Annotated in this window: 13 protein-coding genes; 10 read left to right on the top strand and 3 right to left on the bottom strand. The window is 65.7% G+C overall.

Annotated features, from left to right (window positions below; translation table 11 throughout):
- The first annotated feature begins 153 nt into the window (after window positions 1-153).
- The gene (locus OKW37_RS06955; RefSeq protein ID WP_429407363.1) at window positions 154-972 is read left to right on the top strand and encodes a mechanosensitive ion channel family protein; all 819 of its coding nucleotides are present in this window, start codon (window positions 154-156) and stop codon (window positions 970-972) included.
- A 123-nt stretch (window positions 973-1,095) separates the two neighbouring features.
- On the opposite strand, the gene OKW37_RS06950 is transcribed toward OKW37_RS06955, so the two are convergent.
- Window positions 1,096-1,767: a VTT domain-containing protein gene (locus tag OKW37_RS06950; protein ID WP_176078921.1), complete on the bottom strand. Its 672-nt coding sequence runs from the start codon at window positions 1,765-1,767 to the stop codon at window positions 1,096-1,098.
- A gap of 194 nt (window positions 1,768-1,961) precedes the next feature.
- Between OKW37_RS06950 and mutL the strand changes: the two genes are divergently transcribed.
- Together mutL and miaA are read left to right on the top strand one after the other, a co-directional pair.
- Window positions 1,962-4,058, top strand: coding sequence for a DNA mismatch repair endonuclease MutL (gene mutL / locus OKW37_RS06945; RefSeq protein ID WP_429407365.1), 2,097 nt, complete (start codon window positions 1,962-1,964; stop codon window positions 4,056-4,058).
- A 47-nt stretch (window positions 4,059-4,105) separates the two neighbouring features.
- Window positions 4,106-5,047: a tRNA (adenosine(37)-N6)-dimethylallyltransferase MiaA gene (gene miaA / locus OKW37_RS06940; RefSeq protein WP_429407367.1), complete on the top strand. Its 942-nt coding sequence runs from the start codon at window positions 4,106-4,108 to the stop codon at window positions 5,045-5,047.
- A gap of 121 nt (window positions 5,048-5,168) precedes the next feature.
- On the opposite strand, the gene purM is transcribed toward miaA, so the two are convergent.
- Window positions 5,169-6,236: a phosphoribosylformylglycinamidine cyclo-ligase gene (gene purM, locus OKW37_RS06935; RefSeq protein ID WP_090803131.1), complete on the bottom strand. Its 1,068-nt coding sequence runs from the start codon at window positions 6,234-6,236 to the stop codon at window positions 5,169-5,171.
- On the opposite strand from purM, the gene OKW37_RS06930 reads away from it, so the two are divergent.
- From OKW37_RS06930 to panB, 7 genes are all read left to right on the top strand, one after another.
- Window positions 6,235-6,438, top strand: a complete 204-nt coding sequence (locus OKW37_RS06930) for a hypothetical protein (protein ID WP_184062286.1) — start codon at window positions 6,235-6,237, stop codon at window positions 6,436-6,438. The genes purM and OKW37_RS06930 overlap by 2 nt on opposite strands.
- Window positions 6,439-6,512: 74 nt before the next feature.
- Window positions 6,513-7,265 (top strand): DnaA regulatory inactivator Hda, encoded by a 753-nt coding sequence (gene hda, locus OKW37_RS06925; protein ID WP_090803130.1) that lies wholly within the window; start codon window positions 6,513-6,515, stop codon window positions 7,263-7,265.
- Window positions 7,258-7,944, top strand: a complete 687-nt coding sequence (locus OKW37_RS06920) for an HAD family hydrolase (RefSeq protein WP_090803128.1) — start codon at window positions 7,258-7,260, stop codon at window positions 7,942-7,944. Before hda ends, OKW37_RS06920 begins: the two co-directional genes overlap by 8 nt.
- Complete coding sequence (gene pcnB, locus OKW37_RS06915) at window positions 7,941-9,572, top strand: polynucleotide adenylyltransferase PcnB (RefSeq protein WP_429407369.1); 1,632 nt, start codon at window positions 7,941-7,943, stop codon at window positions 9,570-9,572. Before OKW37_RS06920 ends, pcnB begins: the two co-directional genes overlap by 4 nt.
- A gap of 51 nt (window positions 9,573-9,623) precedes the next feature.
- Window positions 9,624-10,166 (top strand): 2-amino-4-hydroxy-6-hydroxymethyldihydropteridine diphosphokinase, encoded by a 543-nt coding sequence (folK, locus tag OKW37_RS06910; RefSeq protein ID WP_429407371.1) that lies wholly within the window; start codon window positions 9,624-9,626, stop codon window positions 10,164-10,166.
- Window positions 10,163-10,843, top strand: coding sequence for a deoxynucleoside kinase (locus OKW37_RS06905; RefSeq protein ID WP_090803123.1), 681 nt, complete (start codon window positions 10,163-10,165; stop codon window positions 10,841-10,843). The genes folK and OKW37_RS06905 overlap by 4 nt, the downstream gene beginning before the upstream one ends.
- Window positions 10,844-10,880: 37 nt before the next feature.
- The gene (gene panB / locus OKW37_RS06900; protein WP_429407373.1) at window positions 10,881-11,696 is read left to right on the top strand and encodes a 3-methyl-2-oxobutanoate hydroxymethyltransferase; all 816 of its coding nucleotides are present in this window, start codon (window positions 10,881-10,883) and stop codon (window positions 11,694-11,696) included.
- Between the two features lie 48 nt (window positions 11,697-11,744).
- Here the strand turns inward: panB and pabB are convergent, their stop codons facing one another.
- On the bottom strand, window positions 11,745-13,631 hold the full coding sequence (gene pabB / locus OKW37_RS06895) for an aminodeoxychorismate synthase component I (RefSeq protein WP_429407375.1): 1,887 nt from the start codon (window positions 13,629-13,631) through the stop codon (window positions 11,745-11,747).
- Between the last annotated feature and the right edge of the window lie 15 nt (window positions 13,632-13,646).

Here is a 13,646-nt window from a genome sequence, read left to right as displayed (position 1 = left end):
ATGTTTCATCTCTGTATTGCCGCCGCGAGCAGGGCAGGAACGGTCCTTGCGCATGCGGGCGCCGTCGGCTATAACTCCCGAAGACCGCGCGTTGTGGGTCATGGCACCACCGTCGTTCAATCCGTTGATGGCAATCTATAACGAGGAAACATCTTGGATATCGAAACCGTACGTGCATTCGTCATGACCCGTGGCATCGACATCGGCACCAAGGTCATCGGCGCAATCGTGCTGTGGCTCGTCGGCCGCTGGATCATCGGGCTGATCTCCAACCTGTCGCGCAAGCTGCTCGCACGCAACGGCCGGGTCGACCCGACACTCGCCCACTACCTCGCGTCGATTCTAGCCGGGTTGCTGAACCTGCTGCTCGTCCTCGCGATCCTGGAAATCTTCGGTGTGCAGACGACGTCGTTCGCCGCGTTGCTCGCCGGCCTCGGCCTCGCGATCGGTACTGCGTGGGGCGGCCTGCTCGCGCACTTCGCGGCCGGCGTGTTCATGCAGGTGCTGCGGCCGTTCAAGGTCGGCGATTTCGTCATGGCCGCGGGCGTCACCGGCACCGTCACGGAGTTGGGCCTGTTCGGCACCACGATCGTGACGCCGGACAACGTGACGACCATCATCGGCAACAACAAGATCTTCTCCGACACGATCTCGAACTACAGCGTGCTGCCGTTCCGGCGCGTCGAGCTGACCGCGAAGATCGCCAATGGCGTCGATCCGACCGATGCGATCGCGCGTTTGAAAGCCGCCGTCGCGAAGATTCCGAACGTGGCCGAAAACCCCGCGCCGGATATCGAGGTCTTGAGCTTCACGCCAGAAGGACCGCTGCTGTGCGTGCGCCCTTACTCGTCCAACCAGAACTACTGGCAGGTCTACTTCGACACCAATCGCGCGATCGGCCAGACCTTCAAGGAAGCCGGCTATCCGACGCCGGAAACGCCACTCGCACCGCGAGCGATCACGCGCGATTGATCTGATCGAACCTCCGCGGGCACCCGACACGGGTCGTCGGCATGGCGGCATGAAAAAAGGCGTCGCGAGATTCGCAACGCCTTTCGTGTTTTCAAGGCCCGAAATACCGCAAACAACTCGTCATCAACGCGTACTCGCGTTCGCGCCATTCTTGCGCAGCATCTTCCACAGCGCGCCGAGCACGATCGGTACGATCGCCGCGCCGATACCGACCAGCACGATCACGTTCAGATACTGACGGATGAACGGGATGTTGCCGAAGAAATAGCCGAGCAGTGTCAGCAGCAGCACCCACAACAGCGCGCCGACGACGTTGAACATCTGGAAGCGGCTCCACGTCATCGACGACGCGCCCGCGACGAACGGCGCAAACGTCCGCACGACAGGGATGAAACGCGCGAGCACGATCGTCTTGCCGCCGTGTTTCTCATAGAAGTTGTGAGTCTTCTGCAGCGCGGCGCGATCGAGAAAGCGCTCGAGCACCGGAATGTGCGTATTGAACACGCGCGGTCCGATCGCGCGGCCGATCAGATAGTTGGTCGTATTGCCCGAGACCGCCGCCACCAGCAGCAACAGGATCAGCAGTCCGAGATGCATCTGCCCGGTCGCGCAGAACGCGCCGCCGATGAACAGCAGCGAATCGCCCGGCAGAAACGGCAGCACCACGAGCCCCGTTTCGGCGAACACGATCGCGAACAGCACCGCGTAGACCCAGGCACCGTACACCTGAATGAAGTCTCCGAGAAACTTGTCGATGTGCAGGACAAGATTGGCGAAATGTAGCAGCGTATCCAAGGAACGTCCTTTTAAACCAGTGTATGCGTAGAGGGAAAACGGCCACCGCGCGACCCTGCAACAGGCGCAGCGAGCGGCGGGCCGACCGCTGCGAATTGACCGCGACATGATACCGAAAGTGCCTCGGGTCGAATGAAAATCTGCTGGTTGGGCGTCTGCGCGGGCGGCGTGCGCCAAGTCGCTATAATTTCGCCATGTCCGAATTCTCCGAAACGCCTGCGGGCACCGCGGCCGCGGCCGCAACTTCCGACGCCTCCCGCGCGGCGCCCGCGCCGCGTCCGTTGCGCGCCATCCAGCCGCTCCCCGATCAATTGATCAGCCAGATCGCCGCAGGCGAAGTGGTCGAGCGGCCGGCGTCGGTAGTCAAGGAGCTGCTCGAGAATGCGCTCGACGCGGGCGCGCAGACGCTGCGCATCCTGCTCGACGAAGGCGGCGTCAAACGCATCTCGATCACCGACGACGGCTGCGGCATCCCCGAGAACGAACTCGTGCTCGCCCTGACGCGCCATGCGACCAGCAAGATCCGCTCGCTTGCCGAGCTCGAAGCGGTCGCGACGCTCGGGTTCCGCGGCGAAGCGCTGGCGTCGATCGCGTCGGTCGCGCAGATGAGCATCACGAGCCGCACCGCAGATGTGCCGCACGCGGTGCGCATCGACGCGGAAACCGGCGTGCTGAGTCCCGCCGCCGGCACCCAGGGCACGACGATCGAAGTCCGCGAGCTGTACTTCAACACCCCGGCACGCCGCAAATTCCTGAAAAGCGAACAGACCGAACTCGGCCACTGTCTTGAACAGATCCGCCGCGCCGCGCTCGCGCGGCCGGACGTCGCGATCTCGGTGCTGCACAACGGCAAGGCCGTCGAGCACTGGAACGCGAGCGAGCCGCCCGCGCGGGTCGCGAAGATTCTCGGCGAGACGTTCGCGACCGCCCATCTGCCGCTCGGCGAATCCGCCGGTCCGCTTGCGATCTACGGCTGCGCCGGTCTGCCGACCGCGAGCCGCGGTCGCGCCGATCAACAGTATTTCTTCGTTAACGGCCGCTTCGTGCGTGACAAGCTGCTCACGCACGCGGTGCGCGCCGCGTATGAAGACGTGCTGCACGGTGAGCGTTATCCGTCGTACGTGCTGTTCCTCGATTTGCCGCCCGAAGGCGTCGACGTGAACGTACATCCGTCGAAAATCGAGGTGCGTTTCCGCGATTCGCGCTCGATCCACCAGTTCGTGTTCCATGCGGTGCAGCGCGCGCTCGCGCGGCACGCGGGCGCGTCGCCTGAAACGACGGCGGGCGGGCATGCGGCGCACCTGGAACCGTCGGCCGGTGGACCGGCTTCATCTGGTTCGACGCCGCCGGGTGTCACAAGCGGCGTAGCCGACGGCATCGGCGCGGGCGCCGGTCTTTCGAGCGGCGCGGGCTTCGGCGCGGGAAACCGCGGCGTCCTTGGCGGCGGCAGCGGCTTCGGCGCCCCGGGCGCCTCGCAGCCTGGCAACACGTGGATGCGCCAGGCACGCATGACGCAAGGCACGCTGCCGGTCGCGCAACCGCTCGCCGGTTACGACGCGCTGTTCGGCCGCAAGGATCCGCTTGCCGGCCGGGTCGAAGGCGCGTCGCTGTTCGAAGCGCGCGACTCCGCAACCGACGCGACGTCGCCATACGACGCAGCGCCGTTCGCGCCGCGCCCGGCTTCCCGCGCATTCGACGCCACCGACGACCAGCCGCTCGGCTTCGCGCTCGGCCAGGTCCACGGCATCTACGTGCTCGCGCAGAACCGCCAAGGGCTCGTAATCGTCGACATGCATGCGGCACACGAGCGCATCCTGTACGAGCAGTTCAAGAGCGCGCTCGCCGACCGCGCAATCGCCGTGCAGCCGCTGCTGATCCCGCAGACGATGCAGGCCGATCCGGTCGAAATCGGCACGGTCGAGGAAGAGCGCGATACGCTCGATGCGCTCGGCTTCGACCTCGCGGTGCTGTCGCCGACCACGCTCGCGATCCGCGCGGTCCCCGCGTTGCTGAAGGACGCCGACCTGCAAGCGCTGGCGCGCGCGGTGCTGTCCGACCTGCATGCATTCGGCGGCTCGCGCGTGCTGACCGAGCGTCAGCACGAACTGCTCGGCACGCTCGCGTGCCATCACGCGGTGCGCGCGAACCGGCGTCTGACGCTCGACGAAATGAACGCGCTGTTGCGCCAGATGGAAGCGACCGAGCGCGCCGATCAGTGCAACCACGGGCGTCCGACCTGGTATCAGCTGACGCTGGCCGATCTCGATCGGTTGTTCATGCGCGGGCAGTAACGGCGCTGCGTTTCGATCACACCGTTGCGCCGCGCGCCCGCTTGCCCATGACGTCACACCCTACCCCCATCCCGTGCCTGCTCGGTCCGACCGCGTCCGGCAAGACCGCCGCCGCGCTCGCGCTCGCCGCGCGGCGGCCGGTCGAAATCATCAGCGTCGACTCGGCGCTCGTCTATCGCGAGATGGACATCGGCACCGCGAAGCCGACCGCGGAAGAACGCGCGGTCGCGCCGCATCATCTGATCGATATCGTCGATCCGGCCGACTCGTACTCGGCCGCGCAGTTTCGCGCCGATACGCTGCGGCTCGTCGGAGAAATTCATGCGCGCGGGCGGCTGCCGCTGCTGGTCGGCGGCACGATGCTTTACTACAAGGCGCTCACGCAGGGGCTCAACGACCTGCCCGCCGCCGATGCCGAAGTACGCGCGAGGCTCGACGCCGACGCCGCCCGCGACGGCTGGCCGGCGCTTCACGCGCGGCTCGCCGCGCTCGATCCGGTCACGGCCGCGCGTCTCGCGCCGAACGATTCGCAGCGCATCCAGCGCGCGCTGGAAGTGTTCATGCTGACCGGCCAGCCGATGTCGACGCTGCTCGCCGCGCCCGCGCGCATCGACGACGCCGCATCGGCAAGCTTCGTGCCGGTCGCGCTGGAGCCGTCCGAGCGTGGCGAGCTGCACGCGCGCATCGAGCAGCGCTTCGATTCGATGCTCGCGCACGGTTTCGTCGATGAAGTGGTGAAGCTGCGCGCGCGCGGCGACCTGCTGCCGGAGATGCCGTCGATGCGCTGCGTCGGGTATCGGCAGGTGTGGGAATACCTCGATGGCGCGGTCGACTATCGGACCATGCGCGACAAGGGCGTCTTCGCGACGCGGCAACTCTGCAAGCGGCAGCTCACGTGGCTGCGCAGCATGCCGGAAAGACAGGTGGTGGATTGCTGCGATCCGCACGCGACGGCGCGGGTGGTAGAGTTGATCGAAACGCTGGTTTGAGGCGCCGATCAGCGTGGGGGAATCGGAGGGACGTAAAGCAGGAATTTGAAGCGGGAAATGTGAAGCAAAGGATTCGAGGCCTGCGCGGCGCACCATTGCGGCACGCCGCCCTCGTCAACCTTTAAACCACGACCGTCTGCGCTTCACCCGCTGCGCTTTCACGGACCGTGCCGATCTTCCAGACCTGCTCGCCCGCCGCGGACAGCAGACCGATCGCCGCTTCGGCATCCGCGGCCGACACGATCACCGCCATACCGATACCGCAGTTGAACACGCGGTGCATTTCCGCATCGGCGACGCCGCCGTGCTTCTGCAGCCACGAGAACAGCGGCGGCAGCGGCCACGCGCGATGGTCGAGCTCGGCGGTCAGGCCTTCGCGCAGCACACGCGGAATGTTCTCGACCAGGCCGCCCCCCGTGATGTGCGCCATACCCTTGACCTCGATCTGCTGCATCAGCGCGAGCAGCGGCTTCACGTAGATGCGCGTCGGCGCCATCAGCGCGTCGGCGAGCGTGCGGCCGTCGAAGTCCGCGTTCAGATCGGGATTGGCACGCTCGATGATCTTGCGCACGAGCGAAAAGCCGTTCGAATGGATGCCGCTCGACGCGAGCCCGAGCACCACGTCGCCCGACGCGATCTTGCTGCCGTCGATGATCTTGCTCTTTTCCACCGCGCCGACCGCGAAACCAGCCAGGTCGTATTCGCCGTCCGGGTACATGCCCGGCATTTCCGCGGTTTCGCCGCCGATCAACGCGCAACCCGACAGCTCGCAGCCGTGCGCAATGCCCTTCACGACGGTCGCCGCCGTGCCGACGTCGAGCTTGCCGCAGGCGAAATAGTCGAGGAAGAACAGCGGCTCGGCGCCCTGCACGAGGATGTCGTTGACGCTCATCGCGACCAGATCCTGGCCGACCGTGTCGTGCTTGTTCAGCTGGAACGCCAGACGCAGCTTGGTGCCGACGCCGTCGGTGCCGGACACGAGCACCGGCTCCTTGTACTTCTTCGGCACTTCGAACAACGCGCCGAATCCACCGATGCCGCCCAGCACGCCGTCGCGCAGGGTTTTCTTGGCAAAGGGCTTGATGGCGTCGACGAGGGCGTCACCCGCATCGATGTCCACGCCGGCGTCGCGATACGACAAACCTTGGGCCGAATCGGTTGAATGCTCGGCGGATTTCGGTTGATTCATGGGGAAAAGCTCGAAGGTCGGTAAAATGCGATTTTACCCGATGCTGGCCGCCTGGCTGGAATTCACGCGTTCCGACGATATCCTGGAAACGACATTGCAACACGACACCCCGATTCCGGCGCCGCCGACCCGCGCAATTGCGCCAGCCGTGCTTCGCGACGCGCGGCCTCACGACCCGGCGAGCACGCTTCACGACAACTGAGCGCCTGGCAACCTTCCAGGCCCCGAGGTCCGGGCCACTCGCGGCCTGAGCCTCATTTTCGGCATTAACCTACTGTGCTTCGTCAACTGACGCTCGATCTCGGCACCCCGCCGCCATCGACATTCGACAATTTCTTCGCCGGCGCGAACGCCGAGCTGGTCACGCGCCTGCGTGAGCTCGACGACGCGCTCGCCTCCGGACCGGTCGCCGATCGCACCTTCTACATCTGGGGCGAAGCCGGCAGCGGCCGCACGCACCTGCTGCAGGCGCTCGTGCACGAAGCGCCGCCGGGGCATGCGCGCTTCGCCGGGCCGCAAAGCAGCCTCGCCGCCTTCGGCTTCGATCCGCGCGTCGCGCTCTATGCAATCGACGACTGCGACGCGCTGTCGGCCGCGCAGCAGATCGCCGTGTTCAACCTGTTCAACGAAGTGCGCGCGCATCCGACCAGCGCGCTCGTCGCCGCGGGCAACGCGGCGCCGATCGGCATGACGGTGCGCGAAGATTTGCGCACGCGCCTCGGCTGGGGACTGGTGTTTCACCTTGCGCCGTTGCCCGACGACGCGAAGGCCGCGGTGTTGAAACGCGCGGCGCGCGAGCGCGGCATCATGCTCGCCGACGACGTGCCCGCCTACCTGCTCACGCACTTTCGCCGCGACATGCCGAGCCTGATGGCGCTGCTCGACGCGCTCGACCGCTTCTCGCTCGAACAGAAACGCGCGGTCACGCTGCCGCTGTTGCGCACGATGCTCGCGTCGCCCGACCCCGCCGCCGCACCGGGTTCACACGCCGCTCTTCCCGCTTCAAGTAAAATAGGCGCCCATGGCTAACCTTGCACTCTTCGATCTCGACCACACGCTCATTCCCACCGACAGCGACCACGAATGGGGCCGCTTCATGGTGAAAAAAGGCATGGTCGACGCCGAAAATTTCGCCCGTGAAAACGATCGCTTTTACGCCGACTACAAGGCCGGCAAGCTCGACATTCACGCTTATCTGATCGCCATGCTGACGCCGCTCGCGAAGTACACACGCGCGCAGCTCGCTGACTTTCACGCGCAGTACATGCACGAGGTCATCTCGCCGGCCATCCAGCCGGTGGCGCTCGAACTCGTGAAACAGCATCGTGAAGCGGGCGACCTGTGCTGCGTCGTCACCGCGACCAACGAGTTCATCACGCGGCCGATCGCGCAGGCGTTCGGCGTCGACACGCTGATCGCGTGCGAGGCGGAGACCGTCGGCGGGGAGCCGCACGGCGCCTACACCGGTCGCCCCACCGGCACGCCGAGCTACAAGGAAGGCAAGATCGTGCGCACCGAAATGTGGCTCGCGTCGCTCGGCAAGAGCTGGAGCGACTTCGAGCACAGCTATTTCTATAGCGATTCGCACAACGACATCCCGCTGCTCGAAAAAGTCACCGATCCCATCGCGACCAATCCGGACGACACGTTGCGCGCCCATGCGCAAGCCAAAGGCTGGCGCATCCTCGAACTCTTCCAACCCTCGTGATCAAGAAACTCATCCGCAAGCTGTTCGGCCAGGACACGGCGACCGCTGACGACACGCTCTCCGCCGCCGCCAGCGTCGACGGCAATGCCAATGGCAAGCCGCCGGCGCGCGGCAAGTCCGTATCCGGCACGACCGTATCCGGCACGACGGCTTCCGGCACGGCCGCGCGGCCGCGCCGCAAGTCCGCAGGTGCCGCTGCTGCCGCGCAAGCGCCGCGCGAGCCGGACGTACCCGTCATCATTCCGCACGACGTGCACGGTATCGACCCCACGCTGATCTCGCGCAATGCGATCCGCGTGACCGAGGGCCTGCAACAGGCGGGCTTCCGTGCGTTCATCGTCGGCGGCGCGGTGCGCGACCTGCTGCTCGGCGTGAAGCCGAAAGACTTCGACGTCGCGACCGACGCGACCCCCGAACAGGTGCAGAAGCTGTTCCGCCGCGCGCGCATCATCGGCCGGCGCTTCCAGATCGTGCACGTGCAGTTCGGCCAGGAAATCATCGAGACCTCGACGTTCCGCGCGCTGGTCGATCCGCCCGCGGCCGACGCGCCGCCGCCGAAGCGTCTGAAGCGCGACGAGCTCGACCGCCGCACCCACGCGGTCGATGCGAGCGGCCGCGTGCTGCGCGACAACGTGTGGGGCGAACAGCACGAGGACGCCACGCGCCGCGACTTCACGATCAACGCGATGTACTACGATCCGGCCACACAAACGGTGCTGGACTACCACAACGGCATGGCCGACATGCGCGCGCGCCTGTTGCGCATGATCGGCGACCCGGTCACGCGCTATCGCGAGGATCCGGTGCGCATGCTGCGCGTCGTGCGCTTCGCCGCCAAGCTCGACTTCGACATCGACGACGCCACGCGCGCGCCGATCGAGAAGATGGCCGATCTGATCAACAACGTGCCCGCCGCGCGTCTGTTCGACGAAATGCTGAAGCTGATGCTGTCGGGTCACGCGCTCGCGTGCCTGAAGTGGCTGCGCCAGGAAGGCCTGCATCACGGGCTGTTGCCGCTGCTCGACGTCGTGCTCGAGCAGCCGACCGGCGAAAAATTCATTTCTCTGGCACTCTCTAACACAGATGCACGCGTGCTCGCCGGCAAGCCGGTGTCGCCGGGCTTCCTGTTCGCGACGCTGTTGTGGCACGACGTGCAGCAGCGCTGGCAGAAGTTCGAGGCCGAAGGCGAGTATCCGGTGCCCGCGCTGCATCGCGCGATGGACGAAGTGCTCGACATGCAGACCGAAAAGCTCGCGATCCACAAGCGCTTCTCGGCCGACATGCGCGAGATCTGGGGCCTGCAGCTGCGCCTCGAAAAACGCTCGGGGCGCAGCGCGCTGAAGCTGCTCGAACACCAAAGATTTAGAGCGGGGTATGATTTCCTCCTGTTGCGCTGCGCATCGGGCGAACTCGACGAGTCGGTCGGTGCATGGTGGACGGAGTTCATCGAAGGAGACGTCGCCGCGCGCGAGACATTGCTCACGCAAGGCGGGAAGGACCGGAGCCCAAGAAAACGACGGCGGCGCGGTGGCGCCAGAAGCCGCAAATCAGGTGACGGAGTGGAGGGCGGCTCGTCCGCCGAACGCACGGACAACGACGCGGGCCTCGAAGGCTCGCACGAAGACTGACGCGGCGTTCGCGGAAAAGCCGTCAAAACGATAGTTGCAGGAAGATATGCCATGACGGTTGCTTATCTTGGCCTCGGCGCGAATCTCGGGGACGCGCGCCAGACCCTGAAAGACGCGGTGGTGTGCCTCGCACAACAGCACACCATCACCGTGCTCGCCAAATCGAGCCTGTATCGCACTGCCCCGATCGACGCGGGCGGCGACGACTTTTTCAACTGCGTCGTGAAGCTGGAAACGACGCTCCCCGTGCGGCATCTGCTCGCGCTGTGCCACAAGATCGAGCATCAGTTCGGCCGTGAGCGGCCGTTCCGCAATGCGCCGCGCACGCTCGATCTCGACATCCTGCTGTATGGCGATCAATCGATCGACGAAGCCGATCTGATCGTGCCGCACCCACGCCTCGTCGAGCGCGCGTTTGCGCTGGTGCCGCTCGTCGAGATCGACGCGGCGATCGTCATTCCGCTGCATGGCCGGGCCGCCGCGCTGCTCGACAGCGTGAGCGATCAGCGCATCGAGAAAGTAAAGTCGCCCTGCCAGTGCCCGATGCTCAATGCGCTGACCGGCAATTCCGCCGAGAAAGGCCGCTGCGAATGAGTTCGCCGCCGCTCACGGTCACCGCGCCGCAGCTGCGCCCGCCGTTCGGCTATATCGCGATCGAAGGGCCGATCGGCGTCGGCAAAACCTCACTTGCGCGGCGCCTCGCGCAACGCTGGTCGATGCACGAACTGTTCGAACGCTCGCAAGACAATCCGTTCCTTGAACGCTTCTATCGCGACACCACGCGCTATGCGCTACCGGTGCAGTTGCACTTCGCATTGCAACGCGCGCAGCAGGCGCAGGAAGTCAGCGCCGCGCAGGCGAGCGGCACGCCGCTGATCGCCGACTTCATCACGCAGCGAAACGACATCTTCGCGCGTCTGACCTTGCAGGAAGACGAGTGGCAGTTGTACCGCGCGCTTGCCGTGCGGCTCGACGTCAGCGCGCCGGAGCCGGACTTCGTCGTTTATCTGCAGGCGAGCCCAGAGGTGCTGTTCGCGCGCATCCAGAAGCGCGCGGTGCCGATGGAGCTGCAGATTTCCGATGCCTATCTGCGCGCGCTGTGCGACGCGTACAACGAATTCTTCTACCACTACGACCGCACGCCCGTGCTGACGGTCAACGCCGAACACCTGAATCCGCTCGACTCCGACGCGGACCTTGCGCTGCTCGCCGAACGCATCGAGACGATGCGCGGCCGCAAGGAATTCTTTGTCAAAGCCACGTCGCTGTAAGCGGCGCGGCTAGTTCATTTTCTTCACTGGATTGACCATGACTTATTTGCAGGAAGCGAGCCGGAGCGCGATCACCGTGCCGAAACTGCAGGCAATGCGCGACGCTGGCGAAAAGATCGCCATGCTCACCTGCTACGACGCGAGCTTCGCCGCGCTGCTCGATCGCGCGGGCGTCGACGTGCTGCTGATCGGCGACTCGCTCGGCAACGTCCTGCAAGGCCAGGCGACCACGCTGCCGGTGTCGCTTGCCGACATCGCGTATCACACGGCGAGCGTCGCGCGCGCGCGGCCGTCGGCGCTGATCGTCGCGGACCTGCCGTTCGGCACCTACGGCACGCGCGAAGACGCATTCAGGAGCTCGGTCGAACTGATGCGCGCGGGCGCGCAGATGGTCAAGCTCGAAGGCGGCGAATGGCTCGCCGGCACGGTGCGGTTTCTGGTCGAGCGCTCGATTCCGGTGTGCGCGCATGTGGGTCTCACGCCGCAGTCGGTGCATGCGTTCGGCGGCTTCAAGGTGCAGGCCAAGACCGAAGCGGGCGCAAGCCAGCTGCTGCGCGATTCGCTCGCCGTGCAGGAAGCCGGCGCGCAATTGATCGTGATGGAAGCGATCCCGTCGCAACTCGCGAGCGAGGTCACGCAGCAGCTGCGCATTCCGACAATTGGTATCGGCGCGGGCCTCGGCTGCTCGGGTCAGGTGCTGGTGCTGCACGACATGCTCGGGATTTTTCCTGGCAAGCGACCGCGCTTCGTGAAGGATTTCATGCAGGGACAGCCGAATATTCAGGCGGCCGTCGAGGCGTATGTGCGGGCGGTAAAGGACGGCACGTTTCCCGGTGCCGAGCACACGTTCTGATGCTTCATTGCCGCGCGAGCGCGCGGCATTCCCGTATTTTTCAGTGCTCTAACCAACAAGCCGTGCCGGCACCGCGCCGCGCAACGCGTTGCACACGAGCAGCGCTTCGGCGTTCAGCACATCCGCCCGTGTCAGCACTTTTTCACCTGCCCGCAAGCCCGACGCGTCGTCGAGCAACACGCTTCGCATTACACCTGGCAGCACGCCTGACGCGAGCGGCGGCGTCCACCATTGTCCCGCGAGCTTCACGAACACGTTCGACCTGCCGCCTTCGGTCAGTTCGCCCCGTTCGTTGAAAAACAGCGTATCGAAGGCGCCCTTCGCTTCGGCTTCGCGCCAGCCGCGGTCGTAGTCTGCCCGGCGCGTAGTCTTGTGGCGCAGCAGCGGATCGGCGGCGTGGGTCGGCGCGAACTGCGCTTCGGGGCCGAGCAGAACACCAACGATCGCATCCGCTAACGGCGCAAGTATCGCGGCCGAGATCTGGGTCACCCCGCTCTTGCTCAAAGCAAGCCGCATTCGATGCGGCATATGCGCCGGGAGCGTGGCGCACCGCGCTGAAATCTCCCCACGAATGCGCGCTTCGTCGAACCCGAAGCCAAGCGTCGCGGCGCTCGACGACAAGCGCCGCAGATGCCGCTCGACGTGCCGCACGCCGTCTTCCCGCGTCGCGTACATCGTTTCAAACAGTTCGAAACCCGGCTCGGCGCCCATCAGAAAACGTGCTTTCAATCGACACTCCTCGTGCTCGTCGGCGGCCACGCTGTCGAGCACGATGCCCGCGCCGATGCCCATGCTGCCGCGCAGACCGTTCGTGCCACCGTCTGACGCCGATGACGCAGTCAACGTCAACGTGCGAATCGCGACCGACATGCAAAAGTCGCCGCAATCGTGATCATCGCCCGGCGCATCGAGCCAGCCGATCGCGCCGGTATAGAGCCCGCGCGGCGTGCTTTCCAGTTCGTCGATCAACTGCATCGTGCGATGCTTCGGCGCACCGGTAATCGAGCCGCAGGGAAACAGCGCGCGCAGGATCGTCGCGAACGAGGTGCCGTCGAGCAACGTCGCCTCGACAGTCGACGTCATCTGCCACACCGACGCATACGGCTCGACCGAAAACAACGCCGGCACGCTGACCGAGCCGATCCGCGCGACTCGCGACAGATCGTTGCGCAACAGATCGACGATCATGACGTTCTCGGCGCGGTTCTTCGGATCGGTCGCGAGGAACTCGGCGTTACCCCGGTCGACGGCAGGATCCTGCGAGCGCGGCGCCGTGCCCTTCATCGGCCGCGCGCGCAACGTCGGGCCGTGCTTTTCGACGAATAGTTCGGGCGAACACGACAGCACCCACGCATCGTCCGGCAACGCGATCAGCGCGCCGAACGACACGGGCTGGCGCGCGCGCAACCGCCGATAGAACGCGAGCGGCGAGCCGAACACGTCGAAGCCGAGGCGGTACGTGTAGTTGACCTGATAGGAATCGCCCGCGCGCAGGGCGGCGTGAATCGCGTCGATCGCCGCGTCGAACTCGGCGCGATCGACGCTCTCGCGCACGTTCGCGGTGCCCGCGACCGACGGCTCGAAAGCGCCGTTGTCCCGCGCCGTCAGCCACGCGTCGACCTCGTCGCGCGAAAGCTTCGCACAACGTTCGAACAATAAAAAACGCAGCGTGGCATTGCCACGCTGCGTTTCAGAAGACCGGCGCGCATCGAAACCCATCAGCGCGCGGCCAAATTCATAATCGGCGAGCACAACGGCGTGCAAACCGCTCCGGGTATCCGCCGCGACGCTGTCGCACACGGCTTCGAGCTGCGCCGCCTCCGTGCAGACCCGCTCGCGCACGAAACCCGTGTACAAGCGGCTCGACGGAAGCGCCGCCGTTGCACCGCAATCGTCGAGCAGCGCGAACGCCGCGCCGCGACTGTCCACCGTCATACTGACCGCCGAATC

The organism is Paraburkholderia sp. MM5482-R2, from assembly GCF_050436125.1.
Taxonomy (GTDB): Bacteria; Pseudomonadota; Gammaproteobacteria; order Burkholderiales; family Burkholderiaceae; genus Paraburkholderia; species Paraburkholderia tuberum.
The sequence above is the reverse complement of the archived record's forward strand: the minus strand, read 5'-3'. Positions and strand labels throughout refer to the sequence as shown.